Source organism: Stieleria magnilauensis (assembly GCA_007753675.1).
In the GTDB taxonomy this organism is placed as follows: Bacteria; Planctomycetota; Planctomycetia; order Pirellulales; family Pirellulaceae; genus Stieleria; species Stieleria magnilauensis.
This window is the reverse complement of sequence record CP036432.1, coordinates 1,515,828-1,540,273: the sequence shown is the minus strand read 5'-3', so window position 1 is coordinate 1,540,273 and position 24,446 is coordinate 1,515,828. Positions and strand designations below refer to the sequence as shown.

Sequence of the window (24,446 nt, the reverse complement as noted above, 5' to 3'; positions counted from 1 at the left end):
CGAAAAAATAGGGGGGTGACAGATCGGAAACGCCTCGAATGCGGTCGGGCACAGAGCATGGCGTGCGGCATGGCGAAGTGCAGGCTCGGTTGAATCAGGTCACGGCGGCAGAAACGATCGAGTATAGACGAGGTTGGTCCAGACTGCTATCGGCTGTTGTCAGGGTGGGGCCAGCTAGTCAGGCCAGCCGGTCAGGGCTCGCCGGTCGCGATGGGCGGGTCGCGGATCGCCAATGCATGGGAAATCCGTATACTTTTGACCGCACATGCCTTCTCAAACGGACTGATTCATGAATGCCACTGCCACCGATTACGATTCGCTGCTCTCTCGGTTCGGCCTGAGCGAATTTCGGCCCGGTCAGCGCGAGGTGATCGAAGCCGTCGCCAGCGGCGAAGACGTGATGTGCGTGATGCCGACCGGCGGTGGGAAAAGCCTCTGCTACCAGCTGCCCAGCCTGGCTCGTCCCGGCACAACGATCGTTGTTTCGCCGCTGATCGCGTTGATGAAGGACCAGGTCGACACGCTGCGGCAACTGGGAATCGCCGCCCGGCTGATCAATTCCACGCTCAGCCTCCGCGAACAAGAGGACGTGATGGAATCGATGGCCCGCGGCGAACTGGAAATGGTTTATGTCGCGCCGGAACGGCTTCGCAACGGTCGATTTCTGGAAACCTTGCAACGCTGCCAAGTCACCTTGCTGGCCGTCGATGAAGCCCACTGCGTGAGCGAATGGGGACACGATTTTCGCCCCGACTACTCCCGACTGGGCAAAGTCCGCTCGCAGTACCTGGGTGGTCTGCAAACGATCGCGCTGACCGCTACCGCGACACCGATGGTGCGTGAGGACGTTTGTTCTCTGTTGGATCTGCAATCCCCCAAAGTTTTTGTGACAGGGTTTGCCCGCACCAATCTCCATTTCGGGGTGTCTCAGAGCAAAACGGACGTGGAAAAAGAAGACCAGTTGGTCGAATTCGTCAAACGGCAAGACGGCGCCGGAATCGTCTATGCCGCGACGCGAAAAACGTGCGAAGCGATCGGCGAATGGTTGCCGGAAAAGACACGCCGCCCGATCGGCATCTATCACGGCGGCATGGAGTCGGAGAAACGCCGCATCGTGCAGGAAAAGTTCATGTCTGGCGAGTTGGCGGCGATCGTTGCCACCAACGCCTTTGGCATGGGGATCGACAAGTCCGACATCCGGTTTGTCGCCCATTACAACATGCCGGGAACGTTGGAGGCCTATTACCAGGAAGCCGGCCGCGCCGGACGCGACGGATTGGAGAGCGATTGCCGCCTGTTTTTCTCCTATCACGATCGCTACATCCAAGAGTTTTTCATCGAGAATCGTTACCCCTCCAAAGCGATCGTCAACAAGGTCTACCAGTACTTGCTCTCGCGGCCGGAGGATCCGATCGAGTTGACGCTCGATCAAGTCCGTGATGCGATCGACGGGGACAGTTCCGAAGCGATCGGGACCGCCGAAACACTGCTCGCCAAAGCCGGCGTGCTACGGCGACTCGACAGCAGCCAAAACCAGCTGCTCGTTCGGATCGACAGCGATGCCCCGACGTTGCTGGATTTCCTGCCGAAAGAAGCAAAACTGCGTCGCCGGGTGATGACCGCGATTGAGAAAGTTGTCGGTCGACGCCGGAACGACGACGTCTACGTGCGGCCCAACCGATTGATGGAACTGGCCGACGTCGATCGCGACCAATTGATGCGGACGTTGCGTGAACTGAGTCGATTGAACGCGTTTGACTACGTGCCACCGTTCCGCGGACGCGCCGTCCATTTCGTCCAGCGCGACGTCCCCTTCGAAAACCTGGAGATCGATTTCGAAGAACTCGCCCGGCGAAAAGCCAACGAATATGAAAAACTAGAAGCCGTCATCGGGTTCGCTCGTACCGGCGGCTGCCGCCAACGCGTGATCTTGGATTATTTCGGCGATCCGGAAAGCAAGAATTGTGGAAAGTGTGATCGCTGTGACGTCGACGATGGCAAAAATGCGAGCAGCGCGGTCACGGACGGTCTGACCGAATCCGACGCCAATGCGTTGCTGTGTGGGTTGCGCGTCATCCTCAGCGGCGTGACCCGCATGCACGGTCGTTTCGGAAAGAACTTGGTCGCTCAGATGCTGTGCGGATCACAAAACAAACGCATCACCCAATGGAAGCTTCAACGATTGAGCACCTACGGGATGTTGTCGTCGATGAAACAGGCTCAATTGAGCAAGATCATCGATGCGATGATCGAGCACGGGATGATCGAGCAACGTGAAGTCGACCAACGTCGTCCGACGATCGAAATCAGCGACTTCGGCAAGTCCGTGATGCACCTGAAGACGCCGTTGCCGGCCTCGTTCACGTTGTCCAAGGCGCTCGCCCGGGGGCTGGCCGCGGCGGCACGGCACATCGAATCGACCGACGTCGCCAAATCGGATGCGCAATCGCCCTCTGCACCGGACGACCATTCCCTGGACGAAGCCCAAATGGAATCGCAGGCCGGCATCCACATCACCCTCGATGACCTGACCAGCCCCGAAAAGAAACTGGCCGATGAGATCGGCGAGGCGCTCAAACGCTGGCGACGCCGGGCGTCCGCGGCACTGGGAATCCCCGCCTATCGGGTCCTGACGAACTCGACGATCGACCGGCTGGCCGAAATTCGTCCGCAAAGCAGCAGCGAACTGGAAGCCGTCTCGGGAATCGGGCCGGCAACGATGGAGCAGCATGGTTACGACATTCTGGAGATCATCCGCGGTTGCCTGACGGAGGCGGATATCCCGGAAACCGCGACCGCGGAGGGTGACGTTCCCGGACCGCCGGGGGGCGAGTCGAGCGTGGGCCTCGCCGAGCTGCCGGTGGAGGAGCCTGTGCAGGAGCCGCCGGTGCTGGGAGCCGATTCGGGTGTTGCGGATTTTGCTCCTGATCCGCTGGCCGCCGATCCACCGGCTGCCGTGGACGAGTCGATCGGTGAACGCGACGCGTACTGGACTTGGCGTCTGTTCAGCGACGGATTCACGATGGAGGAGGTTTGCCAGATTCGTAAGCTGAATCGTCGCCAGATTGCCTGTCATCTCCAAGCTGCCGCGGCGCGGGGCCGGAGCGTGTCGCCAAGTTGGCAGTCCTGAGCACCCGCATTCCATTTTCGCGCAAATTGGTACAATCAGACCCCATCCGGCTAGGCCCTTGCGGATTGTAGCCCGCCGGGTCGACTCCCCGAGCCGAGTTTTGGGGAATGCTTTGACACCGATTTATCATACCGACGCATAGTTTCAGTGTTGGTTTCGGCGTGTGGCACCGGTTTTGCTCACCACTGCTGCTGTCGGGCAAGCTGTCACGGGGCGTTTGCCAATCGGACTTGGCAATCACAATCACCATCGCCCCTTCCTCTCAAATATCACTGCCTCGCCAAGGCGAGCAACTTTCGATCGAAATACCACTATGGAAAATCGTCGCGAAGAGACAGACGTCAACGCACCTCCCCCGCGTCGCAATAACGGATTGCTGATCGCGGTGGTGCTGGCGATCGGATTCGCCATCCTTTTCTGGCGAACCGAAGACCCCGGATCCAAGATCACGGCCAGCTTTTTCCGCGACCAACTGGCCAAGAAAAACATTGAGCAGGTCAGCATCGGCGAGCAGACCGTCGTCGGGACGTTCAAAAACGAACCCGAGGCACCTCCGGTCATCAAAGATGGCATCGAGACGGTTGAAAAGGATGACAACGGAAAGCCGGTCAAGCTGAAGAAAAAGTTCTATTTCAACATCTCGCTCGATCCGCAATCGTCGTCGCGGATCGAAAGTGCGCTGATCGAGGCGGACATTCCGTATGATTTCCAGCCGCCGGACAACACGCGTGAACTGGTCAATCTGTTGATCTTTATCGGGCTGCCGCTGGCGGTGTTCCTGTTCGTCTTCATGATGATTCGTCGCACACGCAACGACATCATGGGCGGCGGGTTTTTGTCCGGGTTTGGAAAGAGCCCGGCGAAACGTTTCGAAGCCAACGAGAAAACCGTCACGTTTGACGACGTCGCTGGCTTGCAAGGCGTCAAGGCGGACCTGCAAGAGATCGTCGATTATCTGAAAACACCCGACAAGTTCCAAAAGCTCGGGGGACGCGTTCCCAAGGGCGTCCTGCTCAATGGACCGCCCGGAACCGGAAAGACCTTGTTGGCTCGCGCGGTTGCCGGTGAAGCGGAGGTGCCGTTTTACTCCGTCAACGGTAGCGAGTTCATCCAGATGTTCGTCGGCGTCGGGGCCAGTCGGGTTCGCGACTTGTTCCAAACCGCGAAACAGAACAGCCCCGCGATCATCTTCATCGACGAAATCGATGCGGTCGGACGCCAGCGCGGTGCCGGCTTGGGCGGCGGACACGATGAACGTGAACAAACGCTGAACCAGATCCTCGGTGAGATGGACGGGTTCACGCCCAGCCAAGCCGTGATCGTCGTGGCAGCCACCAACCGGCCCGATGTCTTGGACCCCGCCCTGTTGCGTCCCGGTCGCTTCGACCGTCACGTCGCAGTCAATCGGCCCACGATGAAAGGCCGCGAAGAGATCTTTAAGGTCCATGTTCGCGATGTCCCGCTGGCCGATGATGTCAAACTGGATCGCTTGGCCGCGGGAACCATCGGATTGACGGGCGCTGATATTCAAAACATGGTCAATGAAGCGGCGCTGTGGGCCGCCCGCCATGACAAGAAAGAAGTCGACATGAACGATTTCGATTACGCCCGCGACAAGATCCTGATGGGGGCCAAACGCGAAGAAGTGCTCCGTGGGATCGAGAAAGAGAAAACCGCTTATCACGAAGCCGGACACACGCTGACCGCCTGGCATCTGGACGGTGCACACACCGTGCACAAGGTCACCATCGTTCCACGCGGTCGCGCTCTAGGCGTCACGCAGTATGTCCCCAACGAAGATCGCTTGAACGTCAGCAAGAAAGAGCTGGAACACCAGCTGATCGTTCTGTTGGGCGGACGGGCTGCGGAAAAGATCGTCTATGACGAACCGACCGTCGGGGCGGAAAACGACCTGGAACGCGCCACCAGCATCGCTCGCCGAATGGTCACGCATTGGGGCATGAGCCCGAAGCTCGGTCCGGTCTGCTACAAGACCAGCGACGAAGATCCGTTCTTGGGACGTGAGATGCATCAGTCGCGACAATTCAGCGAACACACGCAAGAATTGATCGACGAAGAAGTCTCGCGGATCCTGATGGAAGCCGACCAACGCGCCGAGCAACTGTTGCGCGAGCACCGCGAAGATCTGGAAAAGATCACCCGCGCTCTGATGGAAGAAGAGGAACTCGATGAGCAACAGATCACGGACCTGATCGGCGAATCGATCCAGCAGAAGATGAAGTCGGAGGAAGAGCCGATCCCCGGGACCGTGTCCTCACCGGAAGTCAACGATCCGGGGGTTTCGAATCCCGTCGTGAATCGTGACGAATGAATTTAAGCTCCGCCCGTAAGAAAGCAACGAAACTTCGCCTGCACCAGGTCGAGTACACGCTGGTCGTGTGCATGGATCGCAAGACCGCCAAGTGCTGCGGGGGCAAGGCGATGGAGGAAACGTGGCGGCACATCAAGCACTGCTGCAAGCTGCGGCGCAAGGCCGGCCAATCCGTTGTCTTGCGGATCAAGGCGGGCTGCATCGGCGTCTGCAAGGGAGGTCCGATTGTCGGCGTGCTGCCCGATGGAATCTGGTACGGTGACTGCACGCCGGAGATCATCGACAGGATCTTTGACGAACACCTCGGTCAAGGATCCGTCGTTCAGTCCCACGTGATTGCCGCCCCTTCATAAGCGGGCAATCGGGGCGGGCAGGACATTCAATCCTCACTCGGGCTTTTCCTCTTTCGCAACGATGCAAAACACGCATCCCGCAATCGCGAAACTGGGGACCGTCCACTTGAGAATCGATCCGTAAACCGGATGCCAGAATTCGGCTCCCGAGCTGATTCCGTTGTCGCGGTCGGGTTGTCGCAGTCGCCGGGACCGCGAATCGTCTCCTTGGTGGTCCGCCGCCTGCATGCGAAATCCGTCTCGCCAACTTGCAGGGGCCAACGGAGACAAGATGCCGGCGGTGCTGACGATGATCAAATACAGGGACAAGAACATTCCCAGCATCAGCCCCAGCAAGAGCCCGATCCCGCCTGCACGCAACGTTCGAATTGATTTCGCCTTCAATCCGATTGGGTCGGCGAGTGGCTCGGGGCCTGCTGAGCCGAGTGACGATTCGGGGTCGGCCGCGTCATCGTCGTCGCGATCGTCATCCTGTTCGGAAGTCTTATCTTCGTCCGCTGCCCTGATCGACTTCTTGAACGACGAGACGCTCTGAACCAAACCGACCAGGAATCCAACGAACCAACCCGCGGCGGGCAGGACGTCCGCAATTTGCTTGGTCGGCAGGGAGGTAAAAGATCCGATCAACCAAGCGATGACGCCGAGTTGCGAGAACACGATCACACCCAAGACGGATCCCAGCGAGATGAGGAAGATCGCCCGGCCCGACTGCCAGATGACCTCGATCAGTCGACCGATCCAGTCCCGATTTGACGCGGTTTCGGCATGTGGGATTGGAATGGGTTTCATGGCAAGTCCTTCAACGTCGACGATCTGCACGCTCTGTAGGCATCAAGGCTCAAGAAACCGGGCGCGCCCCGGCCACAGCGACGCTGCGGTGAACCGATGGCACCGCGTGCTTTCCACGTCGATCTTTGCACCGTTTGTGTCAAGATTTCCCACTGCCTCGTCGTTGACGTGACTCGGCCCTCCGCGGCAGTTAAGTTGGTAGGCGTACCGTCTGCGTCTCGTGAATCCCCGAATCGATCAAAGACCTGCCATGAAATCAATTGTTTCCGCCCTGGGCATTCTGGCCTTGATGGGCCTCTCCAACGCCAGTGTGGCGGATGAAGCATCGGCCCGTCGAGTCGGCGAAAAGCCGAACGTGATCTTGATCATGGCCGATGACGTCAGTTGGGAAGCGTTCAGCTGCTATGGAGCCGAAGATTATTCTACACCGCACATCGATGCCCTGGCCGCCGATGGAGTCCGTTTTACTCATTGTTACTCCACACCGATTTGTACGCCCAGTCGCGTCAAGCTGATGACGGGCAAATACAACTTTCGCAACTACACGCACTTCGGCTATCTGGACCCGAACGAAAAGACGTTGGGGCACTTGATGAAGTCCGCCGGCTACAAGACAGCGATCGCGGGGAAATGGCAACTCAACGGTTTGTACAACAAACTTCCGGGTCATGACGATCCGACCCGCCCCCAAAAAGCAGGCTTTGACGAGTCGTATCTGTGGCAGGTCACCACGGGAAAGCAAATCAATCAGGGCGGAGGCGAACGCTTCTGGAGTCCTCCGCTGGAACGCAACGGCCGGATGCAAAGCGTTGACGAGAACTTGGGAAAGTATGGACCGGATTTGCTGTGTGATTTCATCTGCGACTTCATGCGTGAGAACCAGCGGGATCCATTTTTTGTCTACTACCCGATGATGCTGGTGCATGACCCGTTCGTCAAAACACCCGATACGATCGGTGATGACCCGCGAACCCAAGCTGCCAACAAACCGCCCAAAGACAAAGCGGCACGAAAGGAAAACTTTGTCGCCATGGTCGAGTACATGGACAAGATTGTCGGTCGAATCGTCGATCAGGTCCGCGCACTCAACCAGCTTGAAAACACGATCATCCTCTTCACCGCCGACAACGGAACCAACACCTCGATCAGTTCACGATGGAACGGTCAAATCATCAAGGGTGGCAAGGGCGGGATGACCGACATGGGGACCCATGTTCCGATGGTCGCCTCGTGGAAGGGAACGACACCGCCGGGGTTGGTGCTCGATGATCTGATCGAGTTCACCGACCTCTATCCGACCCTGGCCGCCGCAGCCGGAATCGATCTCGGCCGCGAAGATCCGATCGATGGACGCAGTTTCTTGCCGCAGCTTCAAGGCGACAAAGGCAATCCGCGGCAGTGGGTGCTGTGTCACTACCAACCGTATTGGAATAAGACGCCGGGGCAGTTCGTTCGCACCCAGGATTTTAAACTGTACCGTGACGGGCGTTTCTACAACGTCCCCGTCGACTTAACCGAATCGAAGGACCTTGGCCAGAGCAACTTGGCGCCGCGGGTAGGACAGGTTCGGCAGCAGCTCGTCGGTGTGATCGAGCAATGCCCACCGGCGCCGGTCGGCCGCGGCAGCCGGGACACCGAATCACGCCCCATCTATCCGGACTGGAAGAATTTGGTCGACCCGAATGATTGATTCATGCACGATGTGCCGCAAGGGTTGACGCAATTGCGTTGCACTGTCTTTCAGGAAATCGTCATTCAAGAAATCGATCATCGCCTGCGTGTCGTATTGGTTCTCAAGTCGATGGATCAATCCGCCGCGGATTTCGAAGTGGAAATTCACCCAAATGCGAGGGCTGGTTTGACCGCACCGGATGAGGATCTCGTCGAATCTGGCGGTGACCCCGTGATCGGCCACCAAATACCGTGGTGACAATGGATGTCCTGGGTCTCGGGTAAAGAGGCCGAAGAAGCGATCCAGCCAGACTTGAAATCCTTCCTTGCCCGTTTCTGCGACGAACAGCGGATGGCAGAAGTTCCCCGCCGATCGAAACGTAAAGTTATCGGCGAGCAACTCAGTGCAATGATGAAGCACTGCAGCGGCATGTTTTTCGAAGGATTCCATGAACCGTTTGCAGGTGAGCAGTTCATCAAACAACAGGTCGCCGGTTTGGACGTCGGCTCCCCGTTCCCGAAGTGCTTGGACGATGTCCTCGATCGCTGCACCGGACAATCGTCCGACGGATTCCGCTTTGCGAATCAAGCGTGAGGAGTAGCCGGCCACTGCGGCGAGTGCCGTTTGGCTCAAACCGACTTCGGCACGCAGTGTTCGTAGTCGGTTGGCACGGATGCGGTAAGAAGTATGATCCAACAATGTCATCGCGGACGCCTTCTTGAAGGTGGGCCAGAAACGGTCGTGAGTGACGCATGGTAGGCAGCCCAACGTCGAATTATCGCGGGGGCCGTGTTCCGCCACAAGGGGCGCCGTGCCACGTTATTGGAAATCCGACCGGCGGTAAACCGTTCCTCTACCGTTCCTATTCTGCGTCTTGGAGATCTCAACGCGATCGATATGATCATCGCACGAAACAAGATCCCGATCCGGTCAGGCGAACGGTGTTATAGAATCGTCGGTCGGATTTGGGCGGTTGATCTCCCTTCCTCCCTCCCTCCCTTTAATCTGCGATGCGACGCATGCACCGGATCGGCACGCTGCAAGGACAACCGTCAACGATTCGCTCACGCCGTGCATTTACGTTGATCGAACTGGTCGTGGTCATCGCCGTCATGGGCATCCTGGTGGCATTGCTGTCATCTGGAGTGCAAGCGGCGCGTGAACAGTCACGGCGTGTCACGTGTTCGAATCATCTGCGCCAGCAAGCGTTGGCGTTGCAACTGTTCCATGACCTTTCCGGCAGCCTGCCGTTTGGAAACGATCGCGGCGAAGGCAGAAACCAATCGTGGGCCTCCGCGGTGCTTGGTCAACTGGAACGGTCCGAACTGGCTGTACAGTGGGACCGGAAAAAAGCATGGAATGATCCGGCTCGAAATCAGCAATTGTCCGAGACCGTGTTGCCGGTTTTGCGCTGTCCCTCGTCCGTCTGGGATTTCCCTGGGGACACGGATTATGCGGGCGTGATGGGAAGCGCACTTGCCAGCGGGCGTTCCCTGACTGGACTGGATATCAACAACGGCGTGTTGATCGGGTCCTCGCCCCAGCGACGGTCGCCGATACGGCTAACTGAGATCGTCGATGGGACCAGCCAAACGATGCTGATCGCAGAAGTTGTCGATCGCATGCCTGCTGAACACGGTCTTTGGGCTGACGGCCGCAACGCGATATCTCATGACAACGGTGGCATCAATGTCGACGCCAGTGGCGAAATCTTCAGCCGTCATCCTGCCGGGGCGCAAGTCGTCTTTGCCGACGGTTCGGTGCACTTTTTGACGGAGTCGATGGACACGTCACTGATCGGTGCATTGTGTTCTCGTAACGGTCGTGAAGTGATACCGGCGATTGATTAACTCACTTGCAAGGAGATCTTGAAAGACATCCCATTGCGTTTTTCGTGTGTCCGAGACAGTTCAACTTTTTCATTCAGAGAGAAATTCCCCCAATGTTTAAGCATGTTGTTTTGACGATGGCACTGGTCGCTGCACTCGGTTCGGTCGCGGAAGCAGGCGGCAGTAGCAAGTCGAACGGTTCCATTCGGTTTACGAATACCTCATCGACTCGAATCGGTCTGGTCGCGGTCGACCCCAGCGCCTCGCTCCAGGCGGCGACCACCGCGCGCGAGTTTACGGCCCGGGGTGGCAAGATTCTCAACCCCGGCGAATCGACGGAGTTCAAGAACCTGAGAACGGGTTCGCACACGGTCGCGACGACACTGGTTGCTCCGGGAACGACGTCTGTGAACGTTTCCGCATTCACCGTCACGACGGTGTCTGTCGCCAAAGGCAAACGGACGCAGATCAACCTCTAGTTGCACAACCCAAGCGTCGTGGGGCTGGCGGGATGGAATAAAAAACCGTCCCGCAAGCCCCGTTTTTCGCTGCATTCCATGTCCAGCTCGCTCGTTTCCTCCCCCTTTCTGATCCTGCTGTCGGCGTTGCTGATGGCAGTCGCCTGGCTGGTCCCGCTGGCCGGTCCACTCAATTCGCTCGGCTGGGTGATCTTGATTCGGATGGCGATCGTGCGACATCGCAAGGCAGCCGGCCGTGTCACCGGGCTCAGCGGCTTGATCCATTTGTTGATCGCCTTTCACTGGGCCGGACGAACGATCTACGAAACGACCCATCTGGGCGTGTTCGGTTCGATCGTCGGTTTCCTGCTGTTTCTCGTTTGGGAGGCGCTGCCGTTCTATGGATTCGGAGTCGCCGCGTCGACACTCTGGCGGCGCGGACCAAACTGGATCTTTCTGCTCGTTCCGATCTGGATTCTGGCGGAGCGGTTTTGGCCGAAGGTGTTTGCCTGGTCGATCGCGCACACCTATTTGGACTATCCTCCGGTCATCCAGCTGGCCGAGGTGGCTGGGACCTCGGCCGTCGCCGCCTTGGTGATGCTGTTCAACGTCACGGTTGTTTACGGATCGGTTTTGATTTGGCCCGACCGAATGGCCGCATCGGCAGCGCCTCGCTGGAGGTCGTTGGCCGCGGCAAGCGGTATGGTGGCCGCGTGTTTGATTTGGGGCGTGGTTCGCGAGCATCGGATCGCGGCGATGCAAACCACCGGCGCTCGACTGCGAGTCGCGATCGTGCAGGTGGATCCGACCGTGGTGGGAGCCATCGAGCGTCTGCGTGAATTGTCCGATTCCGTTGAAGGTCCGGTTGATCTGTTCGTTTGGCCCGAGTCGGCGCTCGGGATCTATCACTCTTCGCTGCAAGACTTTCGCGATGAACAACGAACGACGGAGCTTTCCGAAGCCCCCAACCCCGCGCTCGATCCCTACTCCAACAATCGCTCGCATTTATTGGCCGGAGGAAAAACGTACGATGAAGGGGGGCGTGATCGCGGGCCTTATCGAAACTGTGCCTTCCTGATCAATTCCGAGAAACAGATCGTCGGTCGCACGTCCAAACGGACCTTGATGCCGATCGGCGAGTATGTCCCGTTGGAACGTTTGGTTCCTTGGTTTCGCGAGTGGCTGGCCGTCGACACCGATTTGATTCCGGGCGTAGATTATGCTCCGTTGCAGCTGTCTACGGGAGTCAAGATCGGCGTGACCGTCTGCTATGAAGACACCGACCCGGCGATCGCGTCGGCGAATGTTCGATCGGGTGCGGACGTGTTGATCGGCTTGATCAACGCGTCGGCCTTCACCAGCCCAACCACCCTGCAGCAGCATCTGCGACTAGCACGCCTACGCGCCGTCGAAAATCGAACGTGGTTTCTCCGCTGTTCGTCCACTGGCATCACCTGCGTCATCGATCCGAACGGACGAATCGTGAAACAACTGCCCTGCGGCGTCGAGGCGGTGCTGGTGGCTGATGTTCCGTATCGCTAACGGTGGTTCAGGACGACAGACGTTGCGGCAGTCGAGTAGTGCAACGATCGACTTTCCCCGCTCCTTTATCGTGTCGCCAATTAGCGTGACGCCCGTGATCACAAATGCGACGACGTGCGTGATTGAGCGCGCCATGCGTGCGACTTTCGCACTGCTGATGAAGCGGTTCGGAAAAGCGATCCGTTTGCAACCACAATTCTGGTCCATCTGTGGAATGGCCGTCGCGACACGGCTATGCTGACGGCATGGGAAATGCAATCTCCCAGCGATCAGCGGTCCCTGCGGTTGAACGATCCACACGATCAGGAAGGTAGGTCATGTCGAATAAGCAAGTGAAGTCTCCCACCCAAACGCCTCGCCGAGGTTTCTTGAAGACTGCCGCGGCGACGGCCGGCGCTGCAATCGCGGCACCGACGATCATCCCCAGTTCAGCGCTGGGGTTGGACGGGGCGGTCCCGCCCAGCGAACGCGTTGTCGTGGGCGGAATCGGGATCGGCCGTCGGGGAGGCTACGATCTGAGTTGTTTTCTGCCGCAGAAAGACGTGCAGTTTGTCGCGGTCTGTGACGTCAAACAGAAACGTCGTGGCGAAGTCAAAAAGATCGTCGATGACCACTACGGGAATCAGAAGTGCGAGACCTATCGTGACTTTCGTGATCTGCTCGACCGCAGCGACATCGATGCGGTGTTGATCGCCACCGGACCGAACTGGCATTCGACCGCGGCGATGACGGCTGCCAAAGCGGGCAAGGACATGTATTGCGAAAAGCCCGTGACGAAGAACATCGCGCAGAGTTTGATCCTGGCCGAAACGATGCGCCGCACCGGACGCGTGTTCCAAGCCGGAACGCAACGCCGCAATCTGCCACACTTCGCATTCGCCTGTGAGTTGGCGCGTACCGGCAAGCTCGGCAAACTGACCAAAGTCTACGCCCACCCGATGGGAATGAATGCTTTGATGAGTGGCTGGTTGGGACCGGAGCCGGAACCCGATCCGGAAGTCGTCGACTGGGACATGTACCTGGGGCCGGCCGCCTGGCGCCCCTTCAACAAAAAGTTGTTGGACGGTTTTAATTTTGAAAAAGGCGGCGGCTTCGTCGGTGCCTTCTCCGGCGGGGGCGTGTTGGAATGGGGATCACACTGTGTCGACCTCTGTCAGTGGGCCGTCGATGATTGCCCACCACCTGTTCAATACGACCCGCCGAAAGACGGTGAGTTGGTAGCCCGCTACGAGAACGGCACCGAGTTGATCTTTCGCGAAAAAGGCTGGATCCCGCTGGGGTCTTGCCCGGTACGCTTCGAAGGCGAAACGGGCTGGGTCGAAGCCGGTGACAGTGGAAAGATGGTGTTGAGTTCTCCAGAATTGCTTGCCGGTCGAGAGGTCGCCGAAATCGGCGGCTACCCGGCGACGTTCCACGTCCGCGATTTCCTGGATTGTGTCAAGACGCGGCGGCAGCCCAAGGGGAACGCCGATGCGGCCTGCAACGCGCACATCGCGTGTCACGCAGCAAACATCGCGCTGTATTTGGATCGCCAAGTCAATTACGACAACGCCACGCACGAATTCATCAACGACGAGCAAGCCAATCGAATGCGCTCCGAGGCGCTTCGCGAACCGTGGCGGCTGTAGTGCCCTCGTGAACCAGGCTGACGGCCTGTGATTGTTTCGTTCACACTCATCCCCATCGCTCCAAGCACCCTCCCATGCATACGACTCGACCTTACCTTCGCAGCTTGACGTTGTTCGTTGCGTCCATCGCGACGCTTGCCATCCTGTCCGTCGCGGCCGTTCCGATCTCAGCCGCCGAAACGGAAGCCGAATTGCTCGCCGTCCTCCGCTCCGATGCACCGGGCGGCGAAAAGGCGATTGTCTGCAAAAAGCTGGCAATCCATGGATCAAACGCCGCGGTTCCTGAATTGGCCAAGCTGCTTTCCGATCCACAATTGTCCTCGTGGTCCCGTATCGCGTTGGAGGTGATTCCGGGCGATGATGCTGACGAAGCCTTGCGGTTGGCCACTCAGACGCTCGACGGCAGACTCCTTGTCGGCACGATCAACTCGATCGGTGTCCGTCAGGACGCCGGTGCGGTCGAGATATTGGGCGCACGTCTACAGGACACCGATCCCGAAGTCGCTTCGGCCGCGGCCGTGGCATTAGGGCGGATCGGCAATGACGCCGCAACCCAATTGCTTCAGCAAGCCCTGCAAACCGCATCCGGCGATGTCCGTAATGCTGTCGCTGAAGGCTACTTGCTGTGTGCCGAACGGCTGCACGGTGACGACAAGTCGGGTGCGGCGACGGAGATCTATGACGAGATCCGCAAGGCCGAACTGCCGATGCAACGGATCGTCGAAGCCACCCGTGGTGCCATCTTGTCCCGTAACGAAGACGGGATCGCGTTGTTGATGGAGACGTTTCGGTCCGACGACAAAAAACTATTTCAGCTTGCGCTGGGCACGGCGCGGGAGTTTCCCGGCGGCGAAGTGGACCAAGCCCTGGCGGAGGAGTTGACACGAGCGACACCGCAGCGGGCCGCGTTGATCGTCCAGGCGATGGCAGATCGATCCGAAACGGTCGTGCTGGATGCTGTATTGCAGGCCGCACAAACCGGTGACAAACAAGTCCGAGAGTCGGCGATCGATGCGCTCAAACGCGTGGGGGACGTTTCTGTTCTTTCGCCGTTGTTGACGATTGCATTGGACCAAGACGCAGAGCTTGCCCAAGCGGCCAAGGACACGCTGGCCGAACTACCTGGTGAAGGCGTCGACGCGAAAATTGTTGCGATGCTGCCCGACGCAACGGGAGACAGCTATCCGCTGCTGATCGATCTGGTCGGCAGCCGACGCATCGATGCGGTTCCCGATCTGGTCCGCGCGCTCGATCATTCAGATTCCGCTGTCCGCGGCGCGGCCCTGATCGCACTGGGGGAAACCGTCCGCCTGGAGAAAGTTTCTTTGTTGATCGAGCAAGTGGTTGCTCCGAAACGTGCGGAAGATGCAGCGATTGCCCGCCAAGCTCTGAAATCGGCAAGCGTCCGCATGCCCGATCGTGAAGCCTGTGCGGCGGAACTCGCTTCGGCAATCAGTCGCGCACCGGCAACCACGAAAACGGTCTTGCTTGAAATACTCAGCGATGTCGGTGGCACGACCGCATTGCAGACGCTCGCCACGTCGGCCAAGAGTTCTGATCCAGAATTGCAAGACACCGCCAGCCGTCTGTTGGGCAAGTGGAACAACTTGGACGCCGCACCGGTCTTGTTAGACCTGTCCACGACCGCGCCGGCGGAGAAGTATCAGGTTCGTGCGCTGCGTGGCTACATCGGACTGGCAAGGAAGTTTTCGATGCCGGAGCGCGACCGTGCCGAGATGTGCAAACAGGCGTTGGAGGTTGCGAGCCGGATCGATGAACAAAAGCTTGTGTTGGACGTCTTGAAATTGCATCCGAGCGTCGCGGGGCTGAAATTGGCCCTCGATGCCAAAGCGATCCCGGCCATCAAGGCCGACGCGACGACCGCGGCAGAGGAAATCGCACAACAGTTGCGTAAGAAAGGTGTCGACGTCAGCCGGCTGATGTCGGGGTCCTGAAACGGACGCGGCCCATCAACGTAGTAGCGGCAGGGCGCAAGCCCTCCGGTCCGGCCCGCCGTTCCGCTATCGGTATCAACCTCGGTTTGATCGGGCGTGACGCCACTGGCGTGCGCTGCGCGAGTCCTCTGGGCTTCAGCGGAAGTGCGCATCGGGTTCCATCAAACTCTGCAACTCCTGCAAAGGGTCAAAAAACCTCCGGGATTTCGAAATCCGAATGGGTGAGCTGTTCGTCATACCGATGAATGGGCCCACACCATTCCATTTTGAATGTTCGCAATCCTTGGAGAAGAGCGATGAGCAAGCCGTCCATTTCGCTGGTCGTTTTGGCGTTGATCACAGTCGGAGCAGTCATCGCTTACGGGGCGTGGCGAAACGCATTCTATGTCACGATCGAGCACACGGACGTCCACCCCAGCCCTGATCCGCTGGACGATTTGACGCTCGTGGATGATCGGTTGGAAGACCTGCGTCCCGACTTTGACCCGCAACGGGTCGATCGCCGAGACTACGAGGGTTGGCAGATCAACCACAGCGCGGCCGTCATTCAATTGGACTGTCCCGACATCCGGCCGGACCGAGACACCGCGATGTTGCGGCTGTACGCGACCTACGCCGATGCGATCCGGGAATCCGAAAGCAGCGGGCTGATGGTGCTGCCGAGTGCCAACATGCTCGATGGATTCGCAAAACAATTCGATGACGGACTGTACGCGGCATTGGACCTGGCCTGCTTTCGCGGTGATGCTGGCTTTTCTCCATCGGCGGTGGATTTTGTCGAAGCGTTGTTCTCTGCATTGCCGCCGGACAGTCAGGCCCGTGGGTTTCTCGCCGCGGCGCTGCAGTTGGCCGACCGACCGGTCCAGTTGGACGCACACCAGCAAGCCGCTACGGAGAATTGGCTCGAAGAGTTTCAAGCGGATCCGTCACGTTCGAAACCCATCTCGTTCTACACTTGGAACGACGACTTGCGACGGGTTTGGAAGTTCTTTCGTTTCTTGCAACACGGCTTTGAACATGCCAATGTCGCGATACCGCGGGAGATCGCTGATGTTCTCGCGTCCGATGAAACGCTGCGTCGGGACTACCTGGAATTGATCGACTTTTATTCCAAGTTGACCAACCCAGCAGATGGATTGAACCTGGACCAGTTGATCGGAGCCGATGCGGAGTTGGCGGACCTGGCGCGACAGCACAACGTGCTGCTTCCGGTGGTCAGCGTGCTGCCGGCGTCGACCAGCCGTGAATCGGAATTGTTCAACCGGCTCTTCTCCACCGGCACGGCGGCACAGACGAATTTGATGGTGGAGCTGATTCGGCAAATTCGCTCGGGAGACGTGGACCTGACACCGCGTCAAGACAGCGGTTGGTACGATCACCAGATCCATGCGTTGGAAACGATGCTGTTACCGACGCGTGGCAAGGAAAGCCAAAAGCTGCTGCTGACGGCGAAGTACAAGCGTCGATTGATTCAAGCCTTTCAGGCGATGATCACCAAACGACGCGAAACGCACGCGAGACAACTTGGACGGATTGAGGCTACCGCGGCGGTACCACCACGCAAGATCCGGCCGCGGTTGCGGGTCGAACCCTGTGCGACGTTTTACCTGCGCACCGCACGCAGTTACGCCTTTCTTGAATCTTTCCTGCAGGTCAACGGCGACGCCGATCTGGGGCAGCTTCACGGCTGGCGTGAAGACGGCCAACGGGAAAGCGATCTGCAAACCGAACTGCCGTCGATGAAGCAGGTGTTTTACGGTTTCTATCTGTTGGCTTGTGAAGACATCGGGTTGGCGCCCGAACTCAGTGACGAGGAAGCCGTCGATGTCGATGCCGCCTACAGTGCCGCCGAAGCATGGTTGGCCGATCTCGCCCATCGCGACCTTGCCGTCGATACTCGCGTGTCCGTACCGGTCTTGTATGACCCCGTCGTCAATACCACTCGATTGTGGGCCACCCTCGGTGTCCGGATGGTCAAGCTAGACGCCAAGTACGTGCGCCCGCCGCAAATGCGAGAGAATCCGCAGTCGCCGTGGCAGGTTGTGGAGGCCGATCGCTTGGGCGACGTGAGCTACGTGATCGCGGTGGACGAATTCGCCGAATTCAGTCTGCCGGGCCGCCAAACCTTGACACGAAAGCAGTTGCGGGAACTGGCCGATGGCCACCCCAGCAAGCAGGCGATTCTGGACGCGTTGTCGACGACAGCAACGAACGGGAAATAAGAGTCGCATTGTCGTGGATCACGGAGCGATCCACGACACTCCTTCATCGCCCGTTGCTAAACGTCGTCGTCCGAGGCGTGGTCGCCGGACTCACCGCCTTCTTCGTCGCTTTCTTTTTTGTACTGGTCCAACCGTCGATAGAGCGTTCGGGCGCCGATACCGAGAATCTTGGCGGCTTCTTCGCGGTTGTCGTTGGTCAATTGAAGCGTCTTCTCGATCGCCCAGCGTTCGATCACGCTGAGCGGTTGGCCGATCAGATTCGAATCGGCGTCGGTGCTGATCGTTGGCAACGCGATTTCTTCGACCGCGTTTTCACCAGCTTCGTCGTCGACCAATTCAGGCGGCAGGTCTTCGACATCCAGTTTGCCATCGGTGTCCAGCACGACCATCATTTCCACAAAGTTGCGCAACTCGCGCACGTTGCCGGGCCAATCGTAAGCGAAAAAACGTTTGGTGACCGCGGGTGTGAAGTGCGCCGCGGGTTTGTCGTGACGGCGCAAGAACATCTTGCGGAAATGATCCATCAACGGGATCACGTCTTCGCGGCGTTCCCGCAGCGCCGGCAATTCGACGGTGACGACTTTTAAACGAAAGTAAAGATCGCTTCGGAAGGTGCCGGCGTCGATCATCGCTTCCAACGGGCGATTGGTGGCCGAGATCAATCGGACGTTGACCTTGATCGCTTTATTGTCGCCGACGCGAGTGATTTTGCTTTCTTCCAAGACTCGCAGCAATTTAATCTGCGTGCTCATCGGCATGTCACCGACTTCGTCCAGGAACAACGTGCCGCCGTTGGCATATTCGAACGCACCGATGCGGTCGGCATCGGCACCGGTGAAGGCGCCTTTGACGTGTCCGAACAATTCGCTCTCGACCAGGTTCTCTGCGATCGCCCCGGTGTTGATCGCCACGATCGGCTTGTTTCGCCGCGGGCTGTTTTGATGAACGGCCTGGGCGACAATTTCTTTGCCGGTCCCATTTTCGCCGGTGATCAAAACCGTCGCGTCGGTCGCCGCGATTCGACGCAGCCGATCGATCACCTGCTGCATCTTCTTGCTGGTGTAGATGATGCCTTCGAACCCGAATCGCTCGTCCAATCGCGACATCAGTTCGGTGTTCTGGCGGCGTAAGCTAACCGCGCCGACGGCTTTTTCGACGATCGCACGCAGCCGGCTCGGCGTGATCGGTTTCTCGAGGAAGTTGAACGCGCCCTGCTGCATCGCTTCGACGGCGATGGGGACCGTCGCGTGACCGGTCACCATCACCACTTCCGCGTCGGGCAGCCGTTGCCCGGCCAGTTTCAACAGCTTCATCCCGTCGACGTCGTTCATCACCATGTCGGTGATGATGATGTCAAACGTGTCACGCTCGATCAACGTCGCCGCTTCGGGGCCGCTGGTTGCGACGGTGCACTTGTAGCCGACCTTCTCCAGACTCTCCGTCATCGCTCGCGCATGTGCCGCTTCGTTATCAACGACCAGCAAACGAAACGTCGACGGGTCGTAATCCGGTTTGCCAGTTGACTTTTTGAGCGATTGAGAATCAGACATCGGGATCGATTACTCCGCGTAGCGTTCTTGGAGTGATTGAACGGTCATCACGTCCTCTCCCAGGGCTTGCATTGCACGCACGGCCGCTTCGGCGGCGGCGATCGTCGTGATACACGGCACTCCTTGTTGCACGGCCGCGGCACGAATGCGTCCTTCATCCGTCCGCGCCCCTTTGCCGTTGGGCGTGTTCATGATCAACGCGACATCTTCGTTCTTCAGATAGTCGATCAAGTTCGGTTGCCCCTCGGCCAGCTTTTTGATTCGCGTTACCGGAACTCCTTCGGCTTCCAGACGCGCCGCGGTTCCACTGGTCGCCAGGATTTCAAATCCTAAGGCACGCAAGTCCTTGCCCAAGCTGACCGCAGAACCTTTGTGTCGTGAACTCAGACTGACAAAGATCTTGCCTTCGGTGGGCAATGTCACCCCGGCAGCGAGCTGGCTTTTGGCGAATGCCAGCGGGAACTTTTCACTGATCCCCATCACTTCCCCGGTGCTCCGCATTTCCGGGCCCAACACGATGTCGACGCCGGCAAATTTGCGGAACGGGAAAACGCTTTCTTTGATCGACACATGCTTGGGGATCGGTTCTTGGGTGATCCCCAGTTCGGCCAGCTTCATTCCCGTCATCACCTTGGTGGCCAAGTTGGCGACCGGGACCCCGGTGGCTTTGGCGACAAACGGCACCGTCCGACTCGCCCGCGGATTGACTTCCAAGATATACACCTTGGGCCCATCCTCTTCGTTCTTGATGGCGAATTGAATGTTCATCAGCCCGACGACATGCAATGATTTGGCCAACTTGATCGTCGCTTCACGCAGTTCGGCCAGCACTTCTTGAGGAATCGAAAACGGCGGGATGGCACAGGCCGAGTCACCGCTGTGCACCCCGGCTTCTTCGATGTGCTCCATGATTCCCATGATGACGGCGTCGTCGCCGTCGCAGATCGCGTCGACATCGACTTCCGTGGCGTCTTCCAAGAAACGGTCGATCAACACCGGTTGTCCGTCGGCGACGATGAATGCTTCGGCGACGTAGCGTTCGAATTGTGCCTTGTCGTAGCAGATCTCCATCGCGCGACCGCCCAGTACGAAACTGGGACGGACCAACGCCGGATAGCCGATGCGTTTGACTTCCCTTCGGGCCTCTTCCATGTTGCGGGCGATGCCGCTGGGCGGCTGCCGCAATTGCAAGTCGTTGATCAGCTGTTGGAAACGCTCGCGGTCCTCGGCGGCTTCGATCGTGTCGACGCTGGTGCCGATGATCGGGACACCGGCCTCTTGCAGTCCTCGAGCCAGATTCAGTGGCGTTTGTCCGCCGAACTGAACGATCACGCCGTCGGGTTGGGTCGCGTCGCAGATGTTCAACACATCTTCGATCGTCAGCGGTTCAAAGAACAGGATGTCCGAGGTGTCATAGTCCGTACTGACCGTCTCGGGATTGCTGTTGACCATGATCGATTCGTAACCGATTTCACGCAGCGCGAAACTGGCGTGGCAACAGCAATAGTCGAATTCGATCCCTTGCCCGATCCGGTTCGGCCCGCCGCCCAAGATCACGACGCGTTTTTGATCCGCCTTGGGCGGCAATTCGTCTTCGATCTCGTAGGTGCTGTAGTAGTACGGCGTGTAGGCTTCGAATTCGGCGGCGCAGGTATCGACGCTTTTGAAGACCGGTCGAATGCCCAAAACCAAACGATGTTGACGGACCTTCAATTCGGTCGAGGACAGCATGTGGGCGATTTGTCGGTCGGAAAAACCGTCGCGTTTGGCGTTCCACATCCGCTCTCGGTCCATCGCCTCGAGCGATCCGAGTTTGCGAATCTCCTCTTCGTGTTCAATGATTTCCGAAAGGTGGTCCAGGAACCAGGGATCGATGTGCGTCAGCGAATGCACTTCCTCGATCGAGATGCCCGCCTTGATGGCGTAGCGCAAGTAGAAGATTCGATCGGCATTGGGGGTGCCAAGCTTGGCGCGGATGGTGTCCAGGTCGGGTCGGTCTTCGGTACCCCAGAGATCGCGGTTGTCGCTACCGAGTCCGAAGGCGCCGACTTCCAATCCACGCATCGCTTTCTGCAACGATTCGCGGAACGTGCGTCCGATCGCCATCGTTTCGCCGACGCTTTTCATTTGCGTCATCAGCGTCGCGTCGGCTTCGGGGAACTTTTCGAAGGCGAACCGCGGAATCTTGGTGACGACATAATCGATCGTCGGTTCGAAGCAGGCCTTGGTTTTTTTGGTGATGTCGTTGGGCAATTCCCAGAGTCGGTATCCGACGGCAAGTTTGGCGGCGATCTTTGCGATCGGAAATCCAGTGGCCTTACTGGCCAGGGCACTGGAGCGGCTGACGCGGGGGTTCATTTCGATCACGATCATTCGTCCGGTCGACGGTTCGATCGCGAATTGAATGTTGCTGCCGCCGGTTTCGACTCCGATTTCGCGGATCACGGCCAACGAGGCGTCGCGCATCCGTTGGTATTCTTTGTCGCTGAGTGTTTGGGCCGGGGCGACGGTGATCGAGTCGCCGGTATGAACGCCCATCGCGTCAAAGTTCTCGATGCTGCAGATGATCACGACGTTGTCGTCTTTGTCGCGCATCACCTCCATCTCGTACTCTTTCCAGCCGATGATCGATTCTTCGATCAGGACTTCCGTGACCGGCGATTGGTCGAGGCCGCTTTTGACCAGGGCATCGAAATCGTCTTTGTTGTAGGCGATCGCGCTGCCGCTGCCGCCCATGGTGAAACTGGGGCGGACGACGGCCGGCAAGCCGACGTCTTCCATCGCCGCGCGGGCTTGTTCGATGTTGTGCACCACATGGCCGCGGCAGACGTCCAGGCCGATCTTTTCCATCGCCTCTTTGAACTGGTCGCGTTCCTCGGCCTTGGCGATCACCTTGGCGTCGGCGGCGATCATTTCGACGCCGTATTTTTCCAGCACGCCGTTGGCGTCCAGGTCCATGGCAACGTTCAGGCCGGTTTGACCTCCCAGGGTGGGCAGCAAGGCGTCCGGGCGTTCTTTTTCGATCACTTTTTCGACCATTTGCCAGGTCAGCGGTTCGATGTAGGTCGAATCCGCCGTGGCCGGGTCGGTCATGATCGTCGCCGGGTTACTGTTGACCAGCACCACTTCGTATCCCTCTTCGCGGAGGGCTTTACACGCCTGGGTGCCGGAATAGTCGAATTCACAGGCCTGGCCGATGATGATCGGCCCGCTGCCGATCAGCAGAATTTTTTTGATGTCGTCGCGTCGTGGCACGTCGTTTTCCGGTAGAGAGCGAGATCGTTTCCAAATTTCGGGAAAGATATCAGATCAACCACCGTCTTGCGTAGGATAGGCAACACCAGAAAACCGGGATTTGTCCGCTAAGCCGTCGTACTGTCCGCGGCGACCGCGTTATTTCCCTTGGCCGCACTGGACTTGTCCCAGAACGTGGCAAAGAACAGCACCGACACGCCGAGCGCCAATCCCGCGGGCATCAGCCAAAACTCGGCCGCCCCCGCCGCCCAGCCTTCCGAGGTGGTCGGGTCCAGATGGATGTAATCGCCCCAGGGACCGTGTATCAGGTTCCCGACCAGCATCCCGGCGCCGTACGTCAACAATCCCAGCAACGCCTGCGCGCTGGTCCGAATTTCCTTCGGTGCGATGCGATCGGTGTAGAGTTGCCCGGTCACAAAGAAAAAGTCGTAGCAGATCCCGTGCAAGACGATCCCCAGGACCAACATCGCTGAGTTGCTGGGCATCAATCCGAACAGTGCGTAACGTAAGGCCCATGCCAACATCCCCACCAGCAACATCCACTTGACGCCCAAGCGGGCCAGGAAGAACGGGACCAGTGCCATGAAGAAAATTTCACTCACTTGACCGAGTGCCATCACCCCCGCACTGTCGCTGCCGAACGCCATCTTTTCGACGAAGTCATACGTCCGGGCGTAGTAGAACGCCAACGGAATGCAAATCAGAAACGAGCAGACCGCAAAGACCAGATAGCTGGGATTGCGGAACAGTCGAACCGCATCCAATCCCAAGACTTTGCCGATGCTGACCGGATTGTCACGTCCCTGCGGCGGTGACTTGGGGAGCGTGAAACAATAGATCCCGTAAATCAGGCCGACGACCGCCGAGAGACGCAACGGCAAATTCGTGCTGCCGGCGTCTTCCACTCCGGGAAGCACCGGGATCGGGAATAGCCCGAACATGGATTGTGAAACCACCAACCCCGAAACGATCCAGCCGATCGTGCCCCACAACCTGATTTTAGGAAAATCGTTTTCAATCGAATCCACGTTCTGGAACGTGATCGCATTGACCAGCGCCAAGGTCGGCATGTAGCACAAGAAAAACGCCATCATGACCCAGTAAAATTGGGTCGGTGAGTCGACGATCGTGCTGCACCACCAAAGCATCGCGGCGCCGGCAATCTGCAGCACTCCGTTGATGATCTCTTTGTTGAACAACCGGTCGGCGACAAACCCGACGATGATCGGAGCAAAGATCGCCGCCCATGTTTGAGTCGAATAGACGTCACCGATGATCGTATTGAGGTTCTCCTCACCGGCAAAAATCTGCTGCAAGTAACTCGTCATCGGGACGAAGAACGCCCCCCAGACAAAAAACTGCAGAAACATCATCACATCAAGGCGAACTGCTTTGGACATCGGCGACGACTTCAAAAAAAGTGCGAATCAGAAATCAACTTGCCCGCTATCATAGCGACTCTCGGACACGAAGGTATTGCGGTAAAGTCGCCTGGGGGCCGCGTGACTTTGCCGTCGAGGATTGCCCAATCGGACCAGACCGCCAAAAATGAGTTTCGCCGCTGATCACTCCCGCAAGCGGTTTGTCGTTTCTAGCCCAATACCGCTCAATCGACATCGAGGGCCGCCGCTCGCGCTGGCGCGAACCGGCTGATATCCATCGATGATTAGCCGTTTGGCGCGAGCCCAATGCCACCTATTCTGGACCCTATCGGGTGGCGCGGTCCCAAAA

At 58.4% G+C, this 24,446-nt stretch carries 15 protein-coding genes; 10 read left to right on the top strand and 5 right to left on the bottom strand.

The window, feature by feature from the left end; all coding sequences use genetic code 11:
- The first annotated feature begins 289 nt into the window (after positions 1-289).
- The 3 genes from TBK1r_RS05690 (at position 290) to TBK1r_RS05680 (ending at position 5,815) form a co-directional block, all read left to right on the top strand.
- Positions 290-3,130, top strand: coding sequence for a RecQ family ATP-dependent DNA helicase (locus TBK1r_RS05690; RefSeq protein WP_145208015.1), 2,841 nt, complete (start codon positions 290-292; stop codon positions 3,128-3,130).
- Positions 3,131-3,443: 313 nt separating this feature from the next.
- Positions 3,444-5,462 carry an ATP-dependent zinc metalloprotease FtsH gene (gene ftsH / locus TBK1r_RS05685; protein ID WP_145208013.1) on the top strand — a complete coding sequence of 673 codons (2,019 nt, stop codon included), beginning with the start codon at positions 3,444-3,446 and terminating at the stop codon, positions 5,460-5,462.
- Entirely contained in the window at positions 5,459-5,815 is a 357-nt protein-coding gene (locus tag TBK1r_RS05680) for a (2Fe-2S) ferredoxin domain-containing protein (RefSeq protein WP_145208011.1), read from the top strand. Before ftsH ends, TBK1r_RS05680 begins: the two co-directional genes overlap by 4 nt.
- A gap of 33 nt (positions 5,816-5,848) precedes the next feature.
- Here TBK1r_RS05680 and TBK1r_RS05675 read toward each other — a convergent pair whose 3' ends face one another.
- Positions 5,849-6,604 carry a hypothetical protein gene (locus TBK1r_RS05675; protein WP_145208009.1) on the bottom strand — a complete coding sequence of 252 codons (756 nt, stop codon included), beginning with the start codon at positions 6,602-6,604 and terminating at the stop codon, positions 5,849-5,851.
- Positions 6,605-6,854: 250 nt separating this feature from the next.
- Here TBK1r_RS05675 and TBK1r_RS05670 point away from each other — a divergent pair, with 250 nt between their 5' ends.
- Positions 6,855-8,294: a sulfatase family protein gene (locus TBK1r_RS05670; RefSeq protein ID WP_145208007.1), complete on the top strand. Its 1,440-nt coding sequence runs from the start codon at positions 6,855-6,857 to the stop codon at positions 8,292-8,294.
- On the opposite strand, the gene TBK1r_RS05665 is transcribed toward TBK1r_RS05670, so the two are convergent.
- Positions 8,244-8,981, bottom strand: coding sequence for a helix-turn-helix domain-containing protein (locus tag TBK1r_RS05665; protein WP_145208005.1), 738 nt, complete (start codon positions 8,979-8,981; stop codon positions 8,244-8,246). The genes TBK1r_RS05670 and TBK1r_RS05665 overlap by 51 nt on opposite strands.
- A 305-nt stretch (positions 8,982-9,286) precedes the next feature.
- On the opposite strand from TBK1r_RS05665, the gene TBK1r_RS05660 reads away from it, so the two are divergent.
- From TBK1r_RS05660 to TBK1r_RS05635, 6 genes are all read left to right on the top strand, one after another.
- Positions 9,287-10,126, top strand: coding sequence for a DUF1559 family PulG-like putative transporter (locus TBK1r_RS05660; protein ID WP_145208003.1), 840 nt, complete (start codon positions 9,287-9,289; stop codon positions 10,124-10,126).
- Positions 10,127-10,218: 92 nt separating this feature from the next.
- Positions 10,219-10,584, top strand: coding sequence for a hypothetical protein (locus tag TBK1r_RS05655; RefSeq protein WP_145208001.1), 366 nt, complete (start codon positions 10,219-10,221; stop codon positions 10,582-10,584).
- A gap of 78 nt (positions 10,585-10,662) precedes the next feature.
- Complete coding sequence (gene lnt, locus TBK1r_RS05650; protein ID WP_145207999.1) at positions 10,663-12,105, top strand: apolipoprotein N-acyltransferase; 1,443 nt, start codon at positions 10,663-10,665, stop codon at positions 12,103-12,105.
- 317 nt (positions 12,106-12,422) lie between these two features.
- Positions 12,423-13,733 carry a Gfo/Idh/MocA family protein gene (locus TBK1r_RS05645; RefSeq protein ID WP_145207997.1) on the top strand — a complete coding sequence of 437 codons (1,311 nt, stop codon included), beginning with the start codon at positions 12,423-12,425 and terminating at the stop codon, positions 13,731-13,733.
- A gap of 74 nt (positions 13,734-13,807) precedes the next feature.
- Positions 13,808-15,688, top strand: a complete 1,881-nt coding sequence (locus TBK1r_RS05640; RefSeq protein WP_145207995.1) for a HEAT repeat domain-containing protein — start codon at positions 13,808-13,810, stop codon at positions 15,686-15,688.
- Positions 15,689-15,984: 296 nt separating this feature from the next.
- Positions 15,985-17,910, top strand: a complete 1,926-nt coding sequence (locus tag TBK1r_RS05635) for a hypothetical protein (RefSeq protein ID WP_145207993.1) — start codon at positions 15,985-15,987, stop codon at positions 17,908-17,910.
- Positions 17,911-17,966: 56 nt separating this feature from the next.
- Here TBK1r_RS05635 and TBK1r_RS05630 read toward each other — a convergent pair whose 3' ends face one another.
- The 3 genes from TBK1r_RS05630 to TBK1r_RS05620 all read right to left on the bottom strand — a co-directional run bounded on the left by TBK1r_RS05630 (position 17,967) and on the right by TBK1r_RS05620 (position 24,115).
- The gene (locus TBK1r_RS05630) at positions 17,967-19,460 is read right to left on the bottom strand and encodes a sigma-54-dependent transcriptional regulator (RefSeq protein ID WP_145207990.1); all 1,494 of its coding nucleotides are present in this window, start codon (positions 19,458-19,460) and stop codon (positions 17,967-17,969) included.
- 9 nt (positions 19,461-19,469) lie between these two features.
- Positions 19,470-22,715, bottom strand: a complete 3,246-nt coding sequence (carB, locus tag TBK1r_RS05625) for a carbamoyl-phosphate synthase large subunit (RefSeq protein WP_145207988.1) — start codon at positions 22,713-22,715, stop codon at positions 19,470-19,472.
- A gap of 107 nt (positions 22,716-22,822) precedes the next feature.
- The gene (locus TBK1r_RS05620; RefSeq protein ID WP_145207986.1) at positions 22,823-24,115 is read right to left on the bottom strand and encodes an MFS transporter; all 1,293 of its coding nucleotides are present in this window, start codon (positions 24,113-24,115) and stop codon (positions 22,823-22,825) included.
- Positions 24,116-24,446: the final 331 nt, after the last annotated feature.